Here is a 16,295-nt window from a genome sequence, read left to right as displayed (position 1 = left end):
CCGGTACGGTTGGTCCGGCTGCCCGCCGTCGGCATGACGGGCCGGGCCGCTGTTCCGCGATCGAGGAGGCGCAGATGACGTCCGAGGGTCCGCAGCATCCCGGCTACGAGCCGGACGAGGCTGCCCCGGACGCGGGTCGGCCCCGGTTCGGTGAGCCCGACTCCCAGCGTCGTCAGGCCGGGGAGTCCTGGGCGCCGCCGGGCTACGACCCACCACAGCGGACGGACCAGTGGACCCCGCCGGGCGCCCAGCCCGGGCAGTGGGGCGCTCCCGCCGCACCGGGTCGCCCGGGCGACATCTACGGCGGCCCCCGGGCCGAGCACGGCCCCGCCAACGGCCGCCGGCCGGGCTCGCCCGACGACCAGCCGCCGGCGCACTACACGCCCGCGCCCGCGCCGATCCCGCAGGCCCCCGAGCCGACCCCGCTCCCGCCGCAGCAGACCCGCGTCCCGGGTGCGTCGTTCGGCGCGTTCCCGCCGGGCGAGTCACCGTCCGACGGCGGCGGCTTCGGTGCGATCGACTACCACGGCAAGACCGAATACCCACCGAGCGTTCCCCAGCCGCGCACGTCGAGCGACAGCTCCGCCACCGGCCGGGTGCAGATCCCGCAGCCGACCGACCCGGGCGCCGACGAGCCGTCCTCCGGCGGTTCGCACTACCCCGGCGGCGCGCCCAACGGCTATTCCGCCGGGCCGAGCGGCTGGACGCCGCCGTCCCCGGAGGGCAGCAACCCTGGTGCCGGCCGGCCGGGCGACTCCGGTGGGTTCTCCGGCTTCGCCGCGGCCCAGCCCCGCGACTTCGGTGACGCGGGCGGGTTCAGCCCCGCTCCGGCCGTGCCGCCGCAGGGCCCGCCGCCCGGCGGCTCCGCACCCAAGGGTTCCGCCTCGGTCGGCTCCGCACGGGTCGGCGGCGCCGCCTCGGTGCCGATGGGCGCCGTGCGGGTCGACCCGGGCCAGTTCGGCACCGGCGGTGAGCAGGCCGACGCCGACGAGCAGCGCTCCGGGCACCCCGCGGTGCCGAGCCAGGGCGGCCCCGGCCAGACGTCCGGCCCGCCCAGTGGGCAGGCCTCGGCGGCCGGCCGCGCGGTGAGCGCCAGCGCATCGGTGCCGACCGCGAGCCGCGTCCAGCCGGCGACCGACCAGCCATTGCCATCGCCGGCGGCCGCGCCACCGCAGTCCCGCGTCTACGGCCGCGCCGTCGGCGCCCCGTCCGAGCCCGCCGAGGCGCCGGGCTTCGGCGCGGAGTCGGTCCGCGGCCCGAGCGGCTTCGCGCCCCGCGGCGACCAGGCCGGCGACGAGGGCTTCGGCCGACCCGGCCCGGCCTTCCCTGGCTCACCGGCGGGCGGCCGCTTCGGCGCCGTGCCCGGCGACGACGGCAGCAGCTTCCCCGGCTTCGGCGACGCGTCCGGCCGCGACGGCGGCGCCGACGCGGGTTCGGGCGGCTTCGCCCCCCAGTCGGGCCCGGGCACGCCGGCCCGGCCGGGCGAGAGCGCCTTCGCGGGCGCGGGCCAGCAGGGCTTCCCGCCGGGCTTCCCGGGCTCTCCGGCCCGCGACGACAGCAACGCCTTCGGCAACGCGCGGCCCGGCTTCCCCGGCCGCGGCGACGAGGGCGGCCGCGGCGGCGAGCCAGGCTTCCCGGGCCGGGCTGACGAGGGTGGTTTCGGCGGCCCGCAGGGCTTCGCCGGCGCACCCGGCCGCGGCGGCGACGAGGGCGGCTTCGGCGGCCCCGGCCGCGGCGGCGACGAGGGTGGGTTCCGTGGCCAGCCGGGCTTCCCGCCCCGCGGTGACGAGGGTGGTTTCGGCGGATCGCAGGGTGCGCCGGGTTCGCCCGCAGGCCGCGGCGAAGAGGGTGGCTTCGGTGGCCCGCAGGGCTTCGCCGGTGCGCCGGGTCGCGAAGGCGGCTTCGGCGGTCCGCAGGGTGCGCCGGGTTCGCCCGCTGGTCGCGGTGACGAGGGTGGTTTCGGTGGGCCTCAGGGCTTTGCCGGCGGGCCTGGTCGCGGCGGCGAGGGCTTTGGCGGTCCGCAGGGTGCGCCGGGTTCGCCCGCTGCTCGTCGTGACGAGGGTGGTTTCGGCGGTCCGCAGGGCTTTGCCGGTGCGCCGGGTCGCGGCGGCGAGGGCCTTGGCGGTCCGCAGGGTGCGCCGGGTTCGCCCGCCGGTCGCGGTGACGAGGGTGGTTTCGGTGGGCCTCAGGGCTTCGCCGGTGCGCCGGGTCGCGGTGACGAGGGTGGCTCCGGCGGACCTCAAGGCTTCCCCGGCTCACCCGCGGCGCGCGGCGGTGAGGGTGGCTTCGGCGGCCAGCAGCCTGGCTTCCCGGGTGGCCCGGGCCGTGGTGACGGCTTCGGTGGCCCGCCGGGTTCGCCCGCCGGTCGCGGCGACGAGGGTGGCTTCGCGGGCGCGCCGGGGCACGAAGGTGGCCCACAGGGCTTCCCTGGCTCCCCGGCCGCACGCGGCGACGAGGGTGGGTTCGGGAGCTTCCCGGGCGCGCGCGGTGACGAGAGTGGGCGCGGTGGCCCGCCGGCGGCCTTCGGCGCGCCGTTCGGGGGTCCCGGCGGTCGCGCCGAGGGCTTCGGCCCAGGCGACGGCCAGGGCCCGCCGACCGCGTTCGGTCCGCCGATCGAGGTGCCGCCTCCGCCGCCCGGTCCGCCGGGTAGCTTCCGGTCCAGCGCCCGGGTCGCACCGCCCGACGGTCGGCCCGCCGACCTGCCGGAGGGGCCGCAGGGCATCCGCCCGCCGGGCGGCTACGCCGGTGGCCCGCAGGTGCCGGGTACGCCGCCCGCCGGCCCGCACGGCCGGATCAGCGGCCCGCTGAACTCGGGCCGGCCCTTCGCCGGTGCCAACCCCAACCGTCCCGGCACGCCGGGTGGGCCGCCGACCGCGACCTGGTCGGCCGGGGCGCCCGACAACGACCAGAGCCGGTTCGACGCGTTCCGCCCCGACGCGGAGCCGGCCGCGGCGCCGGCCACGACCGACGACAAGCCGGAACCGCCGGCCAAGGAGCGCAACGGCCGGGTGCTGGCGATGGTCCTCGGCGCGGCCGTACTCCTGCTGGTCATTCCGCTCGCGGTGGTCTACCTGTTCACCCGCTCGGGCGGCGACGCCTTCAACCCGGCGGTCGGCGACTGCGTCCGCCAGTCCGGCGAGAGCGCCGTCGCGGCGGCCTGCACGGAACCCGACGCCTTCCAGGTGGTCAGCCGGGTCGACGACGCGGCCAAGTGCCCCGACAAGGGTCAGCCGATCATCGAGGTCTCCGGCGGCCGCTCCGACAACGTGCTCTGCCTGACCCCGAAGGCGGCCCCTCCGGCCGGCAACGGCAACAGCCCGTCACCCGAAGCGACCAACTGACGAACGAGAAAAGGGCGGCCGATCGGCCGCCCTTTTCTCGTTCAGGTCACTCGCCAAGGCGGTCCCGGTTTTCCGCCAGCCAGGCGTCCAGCGCGGCCGGGTCGTTGAGGTCGACGCCCTCGGCGATGAGCTGGGCCACCGCGGCCGTCGCCGGGCTGCGGCGCTCGCCGGTCGTGTAGAGGCGGACGAACTCCGGCACGGTGTCCTCCACGGCCTGGTCGGTGGCGGCCACCGCCTCGGCCGGGAGGCCGCGGACCCGCGACGCGTACGCGGCCCAGGCGCGCACGACCCGCGGGAGCAGGGCGGCGTCGTCCATGTCGAGCACCGCGCGCCGGTGCACCCAGTCGAGCAGGAACAACTCGACCACGATCGGGCTCCACCGCATCGGGTCGGCGTCGGGCAGGCTCGCCGCGTGGTCGAGGACGAGGCCCAGGCAGAAGTGCAGCGAGCCCAGGTCGCTCTCCGGCACCCGGTCGAGCTCGAAGCGGGTCGCCTCCGGCGACGACAGGAACGTGCGGATCAGCGCGGTGCGCGCCTCGTCGCCGAGGGGCTCCGGCAGGTCGGGCACCACCGAGAGAGCCGGCGCGGGCAGCAGGGCCAGCCGGGCGCCGACCAGCGCCCGGTCGGTGGCCAGCGAGCCCTCGCCGGGCAGGTCGCCGAGCTCGTCGGTGATCCGCAGGTGCCGGGCCACCTCGCCGCGCAGGGTGCGTGGGTCCTCCTCGCGGAACCAGGTCAGCCCGTCGGCGGCGCACATCCGCCGCACCTGGCCGAGGATCCGCTCGGCCGGCCCGCCGACGAACACGTCCTTGGTGATGCCGATGTTGTGGTCGACGAGGGCCACGACCGCGTGCTCCGGCCCACCCTCGGCGTCGTCCTCGTAGGCGAACGTGGCGAGATAGGACGTCTGGTCGCCGTACACGTCGCCGTAGGCATAGGTCCCGGTCGGCCGCACGCGCCCGAGCTGGCCGGACCACGACGGGGCCGCCGCGCCGGGCTTGACCGCCGCGGCGCCGGTCGCGTCGGGGACGAGGGAGGCGAAAACGGACCGGATGGTGGTCGCGGCCGCGGCACGCCGCCGGGAGGTGGCGGTCAGGAAACCTTCCACGAAGGTACGCACGGCGCCGGCGCGGTCCTCCTCGGCGACCGCGTAGACGCTGCCGAGCAGGGCGGTGCCGAGCATCTCGGCGTCCAGCGCGCAGTCGAGCTTGTCGACGTCACGCGCGGCCTTCAGCACGGCCTCGTACGGTGTCTGTGGCGTCGTCATGTGACGACCCTACGCTCAACGGGCACCGGGGGCATTAGCCCGAAAGCCGACTACTGTGGCCCGGCGGCCGCATAGGCGTCGCGAGCGGTCGTGTAGTCGCGCAGGACCAGCCGGACCGGCGCGATGACGTGCTCGCGGCCGACCTCGGCGACCGACTCCCGCATCCGCGCCTCGGCCCGCCGCCGGGCCCGCCGGGCGCCCCAGCGGATGAACGGCTTGGTCAGCAACGCCAGCAGGATGCCGGCGACCAGGCCGCCGATCAGGCCCGCCGTCGGCGCCGGCACCTCGCCCAGCATCGGGTAGTCGAACCGGGGCAGCCCGAGCGCCCGGACGATGTAGCCGGCCACGAGCCAGCCCAGCCCGGCCACGGCGGCCAGCGTGAGCAACCACTGCAGCAGCCCCACGACCCGCCACCAGGCGCGCTTGCGCTCGACGCCGAGCTGCGTGCCGGCGACCGCCTTGTCGAGCGCGTCCGGCAGGTCGCCGAGCCGGGACCGGGCGGCGTCGCCGACCGCCACCCGCCACGGCTCGGGCAGGTCGGCGGCGGCGCTGTCGGTGACCGACCGCAGGGCGATGCCGAGCGAGGCGCGCTGCGCGGCGGTCGGGTCGGGCAGCGAGGTCACCGGCGGAGCGGAGTCACCGGGCGCGAGCTCGGTGCCCACCACGGCCGGCGTGTGCAGGTGGAGCCGGCGCAGCGGATCGGGTCGCAGCTTGCGCCAGAACTTGACCAGCGGCCAGCCGGTCGCCGTGCCGGCCCGGTGCCGGTAGGCCCGCTCGGTCGCGTCGGCCACCGCCGGCACGCCCGCGACGCCGGCCAGCGCGTCGGCGAGGTGGCGGGTGGTGGTCTTGTCGACGTCGCCGGGAGCCGGGCCGCCGACCAGGTCCTCGAGGCGCGCCAGGACGGTGTCGACGTCGCCGCTGAGCCGGCGCAACGCGGCCTGGCGCTCGGCCACGGTGCGCTCCAGCAACCGGCGTAGCTCGATCATGGCCGCGTCCTGGACGGCCGCGGTGGCCAGCACGGGCACCCCGCCGAGACCGTCCTCCTCGAGCAGCCGGCGCAGGTCGCCGAGCACCTTCGGCAGGTCCGCGGTGGACAGCCGGTCGGCCTGGTTGAGCACGACGACGGTGACGTCCTTGTGGCGGTGGAACTCGCGCAGGTAGGCGTCGTGCACCACGCGGTCGGCGTATTTCTGGGGGTCGACGACCCAGACGATCAGGTCGACGAGGCCGAGCAGCCGGTCGACCTCGACGCGGTGGGCGGCCTCGACGGAGTCGAAGTCGGGCAGGTCGAGCAGGACCAGGCCGCGCAGCGGGGCCTCGTCGTCACCGTCGAGCGGGCTCTCCCGGGCGAACCGGTTGCGGGGCAGCACGCCGACCCAGTCGAGCAGCCCGCCGGCCTCGTCGGCGTGGCCCCAGACGCAGGCGAACGCCTGGCCCGTGGTCGGGCGGCGGACCCCGACCGGCGAGAGGTTCATGTGCGCCAGCGCGTTGAACAGGCTGGACTTGCCGCTGCCGGTGGCACCGGCCAGGGCGACCAGGGTGTGGTCGCGGGACAGGGCGAGCCGGCCGGTGGCCCGTTCGACCAGGGTGTGCGCGGGCACGAGCCGCTCCGACGGCAGGTGGCCGTCGGCGGCGTCGAGGAAGCCCCGCACCGCGTCGAGGCGGCCGAGCAGCACGTCGGGGTCGACACGACGGTTGCCGCGCAGGGCCTCGCGGACCCGGCCGACGAACTGGGTCACCGCGTCGCCCCCGGATCCCGCTGCGGCAGCGCGAACTTGGTGCCGCCGGTCAGCGCGGCCGCGGCCCGGGCCCGCTCGACCTCGTCGGCCGCCGCGCGCAGCTCACCGCCCGGGTCGGCGTCGACGCCGACCTGCTCGATGCGGTCGAAGTAGCGGGCGGCCTCGTCGGCCATCAGCACGTCGACCCGGTCGAGCAGGTCCTGCCGGGCCTTCGCGGCGAGCCGGCGGATCGCCTGGTCGCCGAAGATCGCCTCGAGCACCTTCTGCGCCGCGAGCGTGGTGCCGGCCGCGGTGCCGATCTCCAGGCCGGTCGGGATGAACGCGGTCGACGCGAACACCGCGATCATGACGGCCAGGCCGGTGGCGTTGACCGCGTACGCCGCCGTCCGCGCGACGAAGCGCTTGTCGCTGCCCTCCTGGCGGACGAGCTCCAGCACCCCGCGCTGCCAGTCGCGGACCAGCCGGTCGGCCCGCTCGGCGAGGTCGGGTGTCGGGCGGGCCAGCGCGGGCTCCAGCAGCCCGGCCCCGGCCGGATGGGCCTGCCACCCGGTGTACGCGTTCTCGGCGGCGTCCGCCGCGACGCCCCGCAGCAGCGTGGTGAGCTGCGACTCGATCGCCGACTTGAGCTGGCTGCCAGGCTGCGGCCGGCCGGTGACGGCCGCCGTGATGCGGTCGCGCAGGCGGCCGATCCGGGCCTCGAGGCCGCGGAAGAAGTCGCCGGTGCCGACGAACTCGTGCCAGCGGGAGAGCACCTCGCCGCGGAGGAGCCGGCCGTCCTTGAGGCTGCGCTCGACGGTCTCCGACGCGCCCCGGTAGGCGCTGCGGACCCGGTCGCGCAGGGCCCGGGCGGCCGCGGCCTGCTCGTCGGCGGCGACCGCGAGCCCGTCGGCCGCCGGCCGCAGCGCCGCGACGGCACCGTCGAGCGTCTGCCGGACCACGGCGGCCCGGGCGCCGGCATCGCTGGCCAGCCGGTCGAACCAGGCCCGCAGCTCGGCGGTGTCGGCGGGCGGCAGCAGGCCCTGCCCGTCGACCGTGGTCTCGGGGAGCACGAACAGCGGCGCCTCGGCAAGGTCGTTGGCGTCGAGCATCTCGGCGAGGTGGGCGGTCACCTCGCCGCCGGCCTCCTCGGGCACGCGGTCGAGCACCAGCGCGATGACGGTGCCGCGCAGCCGGGCGGTGCGCAGCAGCCCCCACGGCACGGCGTCGGCGTAGCGGGCGGCGGTCGTCACGAACAGCCACAGGTCGGCGGCGGCCAGCAGCTGGGCGGCGAGCTGGCGGTTCTGGTCGACCACCGAGTCGATGTCCGGCGCGTCGAGGAAGGCGAGGCCCGGGGTGAGCGCGGGCGCGGCGACGAGCTGCAGGGTGTGCGGGTCGTCACTGGGCTGGCTCGTGCGGGTCAGGCCCGGGAGCAGGTCGCCCGAGCGGAACCACTGGCTGTCGGAGGGGTTGCAGACGAGGACCGGCGCCCGGGTGGTCGGGCGGAGCACGCCGGGCGCGCTGACCCGGGCCTGGACCAGGCTGTTGACCAAGGTCGACTTGCCGGCGCCGGTGGAGCCGCCGACCACGACCAGTAACGGTGCGTCGAGCCGGGACAGCCGGGGCAGCAGGTAGTCGTCGAGCTGTGCGACGAGCGCGGCGCCGACCTCGCGGGCCTCGGCCGCGGAGGTCAGCGACAGGGGGTAGTCGGCCGCTGATATCGCCGCCCGTAGTCGGCCCAGCGCGCCGGGTAGCCCCTCGGGCACCACCGCCGCCACCTGCGTCGTCACGGGTAAAGCGTGCCCGATCTATGCGGCCTGTTCAACAGGAACGCGGCGGAAGAAGTTGCGCGTACCACACTCAACCCAATTTGACGCCTGGCGTGATCGTGGCATTATTGAGCCCGATCCACTCAACTTGAGATAAGGAAGTAGCCATGGCACGTGCGGTCGGCATCGACCTCGGCACGACGAACTCGGTCGTCAGCGTCCTCGAAGGCGGTGAGCCCACCGTCATCGCCAACGCGGAGGGTGCGCGCACGACCCCCTCGATCGTCGCGTTCGCCCGCAACGGCGAGGTGCTCGTCGGTGAGGTCGCCAAGCGCCAGGCGGTGACCAACCCGGACCGGACGATCCGTTCGGTCAAGCGGGAAGTGGGCACCAACTGGTCGATTGACATCGATGGCAAGAAATACACGTCGCAGGAGATCTCGGCCCGCGTGCTGATGAAGCTCAAGCGCGACGCCGAGGCCTACCTGGGCGAGCAGATCGTCGACGCGGTGATCACCGTCCCGGCGTACTTCAACGACGCGCAGCGCCAGGCCACCAAGGAGGCCGGTGAGATCGCGGGCTTCAACGTGCTCCGGATCGTCAACGAGCCGACCGCGGCGGCGCTGGCCTACGGCCTCGACAAGGGCTCCAAGGAGCAGACCGTCCTGGTCTTCGACCTCGGTGGCGGCACCTTCGACGTGTCCGTCCTCGAGCTCGCCGAGGGCGTCGTCGAGGTCAAGTCGACCTCGGGCGACAACCACCTCGGTGGCGACGACTGGGACGAGCGCGTCATCGAATACCTGGTCAAGACGTTCCGCGGCCAGCACGGCATCGACCTCTCGCAGGACAAGATGGCGATGCAGCGGCTGCGTGAGGCCGCCGAGAAGGCCAAGATCGAGCTTTCCGCGGCGACCACGACCAACATCAACCTGCCGTACATCACCGCTGGTGAGGCCGGCCCGCTGCACCTCGACGTGAGCCTGTCCCGGTCCGAGTTCCAGCGCATGACGCAGGACCTGCTGGACCGCACCAAGGGCCCGTTCGAGCAGGCGATCAAGGACGCCGGCGTGAAGGTCGCCGACGTCGACCACGTGATCCTGGTCGGCGGCTCCACCCGTATGCCGGCCGTGACCGACCTGGTCAAGCAGCTCACCGGCAAGGAGCCCAACAAGGGCGTCAACCCCGACGAGGTCGTCGCGGTCGGTGCCGCGCTGCAGGCCGGCGTGCTCAAGGGCGAGGTCAAGGACGTTCTGCTCCTCGACGTCACCCCGCTGAGCCTGGGCATCGAGACCAAGGGCGGCATCTTCACCAAGCTGATCGAGCGCAACACCACGATCCCGACGAAGCGCTCCGAGGTCTTCACGACGGCCGACGACAACCAGCCGTCCGTGCTGATCCAGGTCTTCCAGGGTGAGCGCGAGATCGCGGCCTACAACAAGAAGCTCGCGACGTTCGAGCTGACCGGCCTGCCGCCGGCGCCGCGGGGCGTGCCGCAGATCGAGGTCACCTTCGACATCGACGCCAACGGCATCGTCCACGTCAACGCCAAGGACCTGGGCACCGGCAAGGAGCAGTCGATGACGATCACCGGCGGCTCGGCGCTGCCGAAGGACGACATCGACCGGATGATGCGGGACGCGCAGGACCACGCCGACGACGACAAGCGCCGGCGCGACGAGGCCGAGACCCGCAACCTCGCCGAGCAGCTCCAGTGGCAGACCGAGAAGTTCCTCGCCGAGAGCGGCGACAAGCTTCCAGCCGAGCCGCGGGACCAGATCAACGAGGCGCTGGGCGACCTGCGCAGCGCGCTGGGCGGCACCGACATCGAGAAGATCAAGGCGGCGCACGAGAAGCTGGCGCAGGTCTCGCAGCAGGCCGGCTCGCTCCTCTACGCGCAGCAGCAGGGCGAGCAGGCGGGCCCCGGCGCGGCGGGCCCCGGCCCGGACGGCGCTGCCGGCCCCGGCACCTCGGCCCCGGGCGGCAACGGCAACGGCCCGGACGACGTCGTCGACGCCGAGATCGTCGAGGACGACAAGAAGTGACCCGAGGGCACGCGACGTCAGTGAGGATGTCGGCATGACGGAAAAGCCACGAGCCGCCGACCCGGTCGACGCCGGGTCGGCGCCGGGTGGCACCGAGCGCGACCAGGCCGACGGCAAGGGAGCGGAGCGGATCGTCATCCGGGACAAGCGACGGATCGACGCGAGCGGCAAGCTCAGGGGCGAGCAGGACGAGCCGGCTGAGCAGGCCGACAGCGAGCAGACAGTGGAAAGCACCGAGAGCACCGAGGTCCCCGGCCCGCAGGCGCCGGCCGAGCAGCAGCCGGTCGACACGCCGGCGCCGGCGGCCGACCCGGTCACGGAGGCGAAGCCGGCCGAGCCTGAAGACAAGGCGCCGGCCGGGCTGGGTGCCGAGCTGGAGTCACTCCGGGCCGACCTGGAGGAGCGCACGCGCGACGTCCAGCGGGTCTCGGCCGAATACGCCAACTACCGCAAGCGGGTCGACCGCGACCGGGGGTTGGCGGCCGAGCAGACCACCGGCCTGGTGATCAGTGCCCTGCTGCCGGTGCTGGACGACCTCGACCGGGCGCGGGAACACGGCGACCTGGTCGGGCCGTTCGGCAGTGTGGCGGAACAGCTCACCACGGCCCTGGGCAAGTTCGGGCTGACCGCGTTCGGCGAGAAGGGCGACCCGTTCGACCCGACCCGCCACGACGCGGTGGCCCACCTGACCTCGCCCGAGGTCACGGAGCCGACGTGCATCGACGTGATGCGCCGCGGCTACCAGCTCGGCGACCGGTTGCTGCGACCCGCGCTGGTCGCGGTGGCCGACCCCGAGTGACGTTCAACCGGCGAGCAGTCGGAAGGGAGGCGGACTGACGTGGGCTCCAAGGACTGGCTGGAGAAGGACTTCTACGCCGTGCTCGGCGTTCCGAAGTCCGCCTCCGCCGACGAGATCAAGCGCAGCTACCGCAAGCTCGCGCGGGAGTTGCACCCGGACCACAACCCGGGCAACCCCGAGGCGGAAGACCGGTTCAAGGCGGTCTCCGAGGCCTACGACGTCCTGTCGGACACGGGCCGGCGCAAGGAGTACGACGAGATGCGCTCGCTCTTCGGCGCGGGCGCGTTCCGGCGTGGTGCCCGCACCGGCGGCGGCACCGGTCCGGGCGGGTTCGACCCGTCGGACCTGTCGGACCTCTTCGGCGGCTTCGGCGGCGGTGGCGGTGGGCCGACGACGGGCACGGGCCGCGACGGCCGGTTCGGCGGCGCGGGCTTCTCCGACCTGTTCGGCTCGATCTTCTCGGGTGGGCGCGGTCAGCAGCAGCAGCCGCGCGGCCCGGCCCGCGGCCGTGACGTGGAGGCCGAGGTCACCCTCGACTTCGGCGACGCGGTGCGGGGTGTCACCCTGCCGCTCACCTTGCGGGCGCCCGGCGTCTGCGACACCTGTCACGGCAACGGTGCCAAGCCCGGCACCCAGCCGCGCACCTGTCCACAGTGCCAGGGCTCCGGCCTGATCACCCGCAACCAGGGTTCGTTCAGCTTCTCGGAGCCGTGCCGCGAGTGCCAGGGCGTCGGCTCCATCGTCGACGAGAAGTGCCCCGAGTGCCGCGGCACCGGCGGCGTCACCAAGGCCCGCACGCTCAACGTGCGATTCCCGGCCGGCGTCTCCGACGGGCAGCGCATCCGGCTGGCCGGCCGGGGCGAGCCCGGCGATCGCGGCGGGCCGCCCGGCGACCTCTACGTGCTGGTCCGCGTCCGGGCCGACGACATGTTCGGCCGCACGGGCAACGACCTGACGATAACCGCGCCGATCACCTACCCCGAGGCGGTGTTCGGCACGGACCTGCGGGTCCCGACGCTGGACGGCTACGTGACGCTGCGGGTGCCGCCGGGCACACCGAGCGGGCGCGTCCTGCGGGCCCGCGGCAAGGGCGTGGTCAAGCGCGACGGACAGGCCGGCGACCTCCTCGTCACGATCGAGGTGGCCGTCCCGACGGCGCTGACCGACGAAGCCCGCGAGGCGCTGGAGAAGTTCGCCGTGCTGTCGCCGGACGCGGGCCGCGAGACGTTGTGGCGGAGGTGAGGCGGCCATGCAGCCCTACGAAGAGGAAATCTCGGTCACGGTCGAGACGTCGTCCGACGCCAAGGTCCTGATCATCTCGGTCGCGGCGCGGATGGCCGGGATGCATCCGCAGACCCTTCGGCAGTACGACCGGCTCGGGCTGGTGCAGCCGGGCCGGGCGGCCGGCGGTGGGCGCCGCTACAGCGCCCGCGACGTCGAGTTGCTCCGCGAGGTGCAGCGGCTCAGCCAGGACGAGGGCGTCAACCTGGAGGGCATCCGCCGGATCATCGGCCTGGAGCAGGAGGTGGGCGACCTGCGCGAGCGGATCGCCGACCTGGAGGCAGCGCTGTCCGCGGCCTACCAGCGGATCGCCGATCTCGAGTCGGTCAGCGCGTATCCGCGGGGCGACCTGGTGCCCACGGCCCGCGCGTCGACCGCGCTGGTGGTGTGGCGGCCACGCCGCGCGGCCGACCCGCCGACGCGATAAGGCGCCGCGAGAGCCTGCGGAGGACTAACCTCACCATATCGGACAAAGAAGGCCGGGATCCACGGGGGGTCCCGGCCTTCCCGCGTCGGTCAGGAGAGTCGGCGGCCCGAACGGACCAGCCCGCCCTCGCACCAGTCGCGGTAGTCGAAGAGATCCGGCTTGGCCAGCAGCACCCGGCTGTTGTGGGCCCAGGTGCGCATCAGGTCGTCGCCGAGCGTCTCGGCCTGCTGCACGAGCTTGCGCAGCCGCCGCTTGGGGTGCGCGCGGAACTTCGTGCGGATGCCGTCGGCCGCGTAGATGTAGAGGCAGTGCAGGGCGAACCGGCGGGCGGGGCAGGACCGGTCCATCGCGAGCTCGAACAGCGTGGTGACCAGATGGTCGCCCGAGACGAGCAGGTCCCAGTCGGGCGGCATGGATTGCAGCGCCACCGTGCCCGGGTGGTAGGCCCAGGCCCGCAGCTCCGCCGAAGTTGGATCGACGGGATTGGCGAACCCGCTGAACGACGTCGACTGCACGCTCACGGACACCTCGCTCCGCATGGTCATGCGTCGATCTCGCCCAATGGTCGATCTTCCGCTGCCAGCCCCTCTGCGGCGTCACCGTAGCGCCTGGCGGGATGGGAACGGAAGGGGCCAAAGGTTAAGACCCGGGCACGATCCGCTGAGCGCGCTCAGTTACTGGCCAGTAGCGTCCGGTGTGTGCCGACTTAGCGGACCTGGCGCGTCGGTGAGGTCGGTCACACCCGGTCCGTCACTGGTCGCCAGCACCGCGCCGCCGCCGGGCCGCGGCTGCAGCAGCGCCTTGAACCACTCGAAGTCCGGCAGCCGCGCGATCACCGGACCGACCACAACCGTGATCAACACGTACGCGGTGGCGAGCGCGCCCAGCTTCGCCGGAATGCCCGGTGTCGCCACCGCCAGCCCGGCGATGACGATCGAGAACTCACCGCGTGGTGTCAGCGACAACCCGGCCCGCCACCGGCCGCGCACCGCGATGCCGGCGCGCTTCGCCGCGACGTACCCCGTGATGGTCTTGGTCGCGATCGTGACGATCGCGAGCCCGATCGCCGGCACCAGCACCGGCGGGATGTCGGCGGGGTTGGTGGTCAGGCCGAAGAACACGAAGAACACGGCGGCGAAGATGTCGCGCAGGGGCGAGAGCAGTTCGGTCGCGTGGTGCGCGACCGGGCCGGAGACCGCGATGCCGACGAGGAACGCGCCGACCGCGGCCGACACCTTGAGCTGCGCGGCGAGGCCGGCGACCAGCAGCGTCAGGCCGAAGACGCCGAGCAGCAGCGCCTCGGGGTCGCGGGCGGAGATGGCCTTGGAGATCCAACCGCCGAACCTGATCGCGACCAGCAGCACGATCGAGACCGTGCCGACCGCCACGACCAGCGCGACGCCGCCGCCGAGCAGGCCGGTGCCGGCCAGCAGCGCGGTCAGCAACGGCAGGTAGAGCGCCATCGCCAGGTCTTCCATGACCAGCACGGAGAGCACGACCGGCGTTTCCCGGTTGCCGAGCCGGCCGAGGTCGGCGAGCACCTTCGCGACCACGCCCGAGGAGGTCACCCAGGTGACGCCGGCGAGTACCACCGCGGCCACCCAGCCCCAGCCCAGCAGCAGGGCGAACGCCGCGCCGGGCAGCGCGTTGAGGGCGGCGTCGAGCAGGCCCACCGGGGCCGCCGTACGCAGGTTCGCGACGAGCTCGCCGGCCGAGTATTCGAGGCCGAGCAGCACGAGCAGGAGGATCACGCCGATCTCGGCGCCGACCGAGAAGAACTCCTCGCTGGCGTTGAGGGGCAACAGTCCACCGTGGCCGAAGGCCAGGCCGGCGAGGAGGTAGAGCGGGATCGGCGAGATGCCGAATCGGCGGCTGAGTCGCCCGAGCAGGCCGAGGAGGAACATCAGCGCCCCGACCTCGATCAACAGGATCGTCGTGCTCTCGTGCATCGTCGGTTCAGCCGTCCGGGTCGTTGTCGGCGAGGATGCGGGTCAGCGCGTCGAGCCCCTTGCGGGTGCCGACGGCGACGACCACGTCACCGCTCTCGAAGCGGAAATCCGGGCCGGGGGACGGGATCACCCGGGCAGCGCGGAGGACCGCGACGATGGACGAGCTGGTGCGGGTGCGGGCCCGGGTGTCGCCGAGCTGCCGGTTCACGAACGGCGAGCTGGCCGGCAGCGCGATCTGCTCGGTGAGCAGGCCGGCGGCCTGGTCGCGCAGACCGGCCAGCTGGCCCAGCATCAGCGAGGCGCCGAGCAGGTCGGCGAGGGCCTCGGCCTCGTCGTCGGTGAGCTGGATCGCGGCCAACCGCGCGTCGGGATCGTCGCGGTCGTAGATGATCAGGGCACGGCGGCCGTCGCGATGCGACACCACACCGAGCCGCCGGCCCAACTCCGTGACGAAGTCGTGCCGCACACCGATCCCGGGTAACGACGTCTGTTCCACCCGTACTCGCACGGTGGCAACCTATCCAAAGATCGGGAACCGTGCCCATCCATGGCGACTCGGAACCCGCACGGGGAGGTGTCATGCGTGGACGGATGACGGTGGCGACGCTGGCGGTGATCGCGCTGCTCGGTGGCTGTTCGATCGGGCCGATCCGGCGCCCGCCGCCCGCCCCGTCCACGCCACCGCCACCCGCGGCGACGCAGGCCGGCTTCGAGGTCCGCCACCCGCCGGTGCCGGTGCCGCCCAGTTACCAGGTGCAGCACGTCGAGTTCGTCAACCAGGCGCTCGGGTACGCGCTGTTCACCCGGTGCGGGTCCGGCAGCGGCGCGCCCGGCCCAGACCTGCTCGGCCGCCGTGGTGCGCACAGAGGACGGCGGGCAGAGCTGGCACCAGGCCCTCCACCCGCAACCCGAGGGCAAGAGCCATCAGTTGTACGCGGGTGACGACCGGCTGGTCCTCCACGTCGAGCCCGACGGCTACTACGTGTCCTACGACCAGGGCCGCACCTATACGCACGAACCCGGCGCAGCCGATCCGGCGCGCCCGCTGGCCGGCGACTACCAGGTCTGCTGCGACGGCGACACGAAGCAGAAGGTCGTCTTCTTCGGTCTCAAGGACCGGCCGATCGCGACGCCGGCGCAGCCGGACGTGCCCAACCTGCGGGTGGTGGGCTCGGCGCTGCACTGGCTCTACGCCATCGGCGTGGACAGCGGCGGCCGGCCGGTCGGGTCGGTCTCCAACGACCTGGGTTCGACCTGGCGGCAGGTGCCGATCGCGGGCGAGAGTGGCGACATCGCCGCGGCGCAGATCGTCGTCGACCACGACCGGACGTACGCCTGGTTGATCGGGCAACCCGATCCGATCGGCTGGCCGGCGATCTGGTTCTTCGACGGCCAGGGCTGGCGGTCGATGGGCGCCACCGGCCACCCCGACAACTTCCTCTCCGCGGTCGCGCTGCCCGACGCGACCCTCGCCGTCACCACCCGGGACCGGCCGGGTCTCGTGTCCGGCGGCGCGTTCCAGTGGGTCGACTGGCCGATCGGGGGACGGTGCGGGCTGCGGTTGCTGGCCGATGGCACGCTGTTCTGTGGCGACGGGCAGGTCAACTGGCTGGGCGTCGGTGGGCCGGGCAGGTGGAAGTGGATCAGGGTCCTGGTCGGCGGCGCCGGGTGATGCAGATCACACCTCCGAGGTTGAGCGGAATAGACT

At 74.0% G+C, this 16,295-nt stretch carries 12 protein-coding genes and 1 pseudogene; 7 read left to right on the top strand and 6 right to left on the bottom strand.

The window, feature by feature from the left end:
- Positions 1 to 74 precede the first annotated feature (74 nt).
- Positions 75 to 3,341, top strand: coding sequence for an LppU/SCO3897 family protein (locus tag Asi02nite_RS24480; RefSeq protein WP_203716245.1), 3,267 nt, complete (start codon positions 75 to 77; stop codon positions 3,339 to 3,341).
- 46 nt (positions 3,342 to 3,387) lie between these two features.
- On the opposite strand, the gene Asi02nite_RS24475 is transcribed toward Asi02nite_RS24480, so the two are convergent.
- Genes Asi02nite_RS24475 through Asi02nite_RS24465 form a run of 3 tightly spaced genes read right to left on the bottom strand, consistent with a single transcriptional unit; the run spans position 3,388 to position 8,110 of the window.
- Positions 3,388 to 4,605 (bottom strand): hypothetical protein, encoded by a 1,218-nt coding sequence (locus Asi02nite_RS24475; protein WP_203716244.1) that lies wholly within the window; start codon positions 4,603 to 4,605, stop codon positions 3,388 to 3,390.
- A gap of 50 nt (positions 4,606 to 4,655) precedes the next feature.
- Complete coding sequence (locus tag Asi02nite_RS24470) at positions 4,656 to 6,344, bottom strand: GTPase (RefSeq protein ID WP_203716243.1); 1,689 nt, start codon at positions 6,342 to 6,344, stop codon at positions 4,656 to 4,658.
- Positions 6,341 to 8,110 carry an ABC transporter gene (locus Asi02nite_RS24465; protein ID WP_239127024.1) on the bottom strand — a complete coding sequence of 590 codons (1,770 nt, stop codon included), beginning with the start codon at positions 8,108 to 8,110 and terminating at the stop codon, positions 6,341 to 6,343. The genes Asi02nite_RS24470 and Asi02nite_RS24465 overlap by 4 nt, the downstream gene beginning before the upstream one ends.
- 146 nt (positions 8,111 to 8,256) lie before the next feature.
- On the opposite strand from Asi02nite_RS24465, the gene dnaK reads away from it, so the two are divergent.
- From dnaK to Asi02nite_RS24445, 4 genes are read left to right on the top strand one after another with little or no spacing between them, the layout of a single operon-like run.
- Positions 8,257 to 10,131, top strand: coding sequence for a molecular chaperone DnaK (gene dnaK, locus Asi02nite_RS24460; protein WP_203716242.1), 1,875 nt, complete (start codon positions 8,257 to 8,259; stop codon positions 10,129 to 10,131).
- Between the two features lie 34 nt (positions 10,132 to 10,165).
- Positions 10,166 to 10,930 carry a nucleotide exchange factor GrpE gene (grpE, locus tag Asi02nite_RS24455; RefSeq protein WP_203716241.1) on the top strand — a complete coding sequence of 255 codons (765 nt, stop codon included), beginning with the start codon at positions 10,166 to 10,168 and terminating at the stop codon, positions 10,928 to 10,930.
- 39 nt (positions 10,931 to 10,969) lie between these two features.
- Positions 10,970 to 12,172 (top strand): molecular chaperone DnaJ, encoded by a 1,203-nt coding sequence (dnaJ, locus tag Asi02nite_RS24450; RefSeq protein WP_203716240.1) that lies wholly within the window; start codon positions 10,970 to 10,972, stop codon positions 12,170 to 12,172.
- A gap of 7 nt (positions 12,173 to 12,179) precedes the next feature.
- Entirely contained in the window at positions 12,180 to 12,638 is a 459-nt protein-coding gene (locus tag Asi02nite_RS24445; protein ID WP_203716239.1) for a heat shock protein transcriptional repressor HspR, read from the top strand.
- Between the two features lie 89 nt (positions 12,639 to 12,727).
- Here the strand turns inward: Asi02nite_RS24445 and Asi02nite_RS24440 are convergent, their stop codons facing one another.
- The 3 genes and pseudogenes from Asi02nite_RS24440 to Asi02nite_RS24430 all read right to left on the bottom strand — a co-directional run bounded on the left by Asi02nite_RS24440 (position 12,728) and on the right by Asi02nite_RS24430 (position 15,095).
- A complete protein-coding gene (locus Asi02nite_RS24440) occupies positions 12,728 to 13,159 on the bottom strand; it encodes a hypothetical protein (RefSeq protein ID WP_203716270.1) in 432 nt (143 codons plus the stop codon).
- 261 nt (positions 13,160 to 13,420) lie between these two features.
- Positions 13,421 to 14,587, bottom strand: a pseudogene (locus Asi02nite_RS24435) (cation:proton antiporter); the annotation flags it as partial.
- Between the two features lie 7 nt (positions 14,588 to 14,594).
- Entirely contained in the window at positions 14,595 to 15,095 is a 501-nt protein-coding gene (locus Asi02nite_RS24430; RefSeq protein WP_203716237.1) for a cation:proton antiporter regulatory subunit, read from the bottom strand.
- 71 nt (positions 15,096 to 15,166) lie between these two features.
- Here Asi02nite_RS24430 and Asi02nite_RS24425 point away from each other — a divergent pair, with 71 nt between their 5' ends.
- The gene (locus tag Asi02nite_RS24425; protein ID WP_203716236.1) at positions 15,167 to 15,529 is read left to right on the top strand and encodes a hypothetical protein; all 363 of its coding nucleotides are present in this window, start codon (positions 15,167 to 15,169) and stop codon (positions 15,527 to 15,529) included.
- Positions 15,441 to 16,259, top strand: a complete 819-nt coding sequence (locus Asi02nite_RS24420; protein ID WP_203716235.1) for a hypothetical protein — start codon at positions 15,441 to 15,443, stop codon at positions 16,257 to 16,259. Before Asi02nite_RS24425 ends, Asi02nite_RS24420 begins: the two co-directional genes overlap by 89 nt.
- Positions 16,260 to 16,295: the final 36 nt, after the last annotated feature.

The organism is Asanoa siamensis (assembly GCF_016862555.1).
GTDB lineage: Bacteria > Actinomycetota > Actinomycetes > Mycobacteriales > Micromonosporaceae > Asanoa > Asanoa siamensis.
This window is presented reverse-complemented; position numbering and strand designations above follow the sequence as displayed.

What these genes read in the sequence shown, in the direction of transcription:
- Asi02nite_RS24480 (WP_203716245.1), top strand. Translation starts at nt 75, where the DNA reads ATGACGTCCGAGGGTCCGCAGCATCCCGGCTACGAGCCGGACGAGGCT.
- Asi02nite_RS24475 (WP_203716244.1), bottom strand. Translation starts at nt 4,605, where the DNA reads ATGACGACGCCACAGACACCGTACGAGGCCGTGCTGAAGGCCGCGCGT.
- dnaK (WP_203716242.1), top strand. Translation starts at nt 8,257, where the DNA reads ATGGCACGTGCGGTCGGCATCGACCTCGGCACGACGAACTCGGTCGTC.
- grpE (WP_203716241.1), top strand. Translation starts at nt 10,166, where the DNA reads ATGACGGAAAAGCCACGAGCCGCCGACCCGGTCGACGCCGGGTCGGCG.
- Asi02nite_RS24445 (WP_203716239.1), top strand. Translation starts at nt 12,180, where the DNA reads ATGCAGCCCTACGAAGAGGAAATCTCGGTCACGGTCGAGACGTCGTCC.
- Asi02nite_RS24425 (WP_203716236.1), top strand. Translation starts at nt 15,167, where the DNA reads ATGCGTGGACGGATGACGGTGGCGACGCTGGCGGTGATCGCGCTGCTC.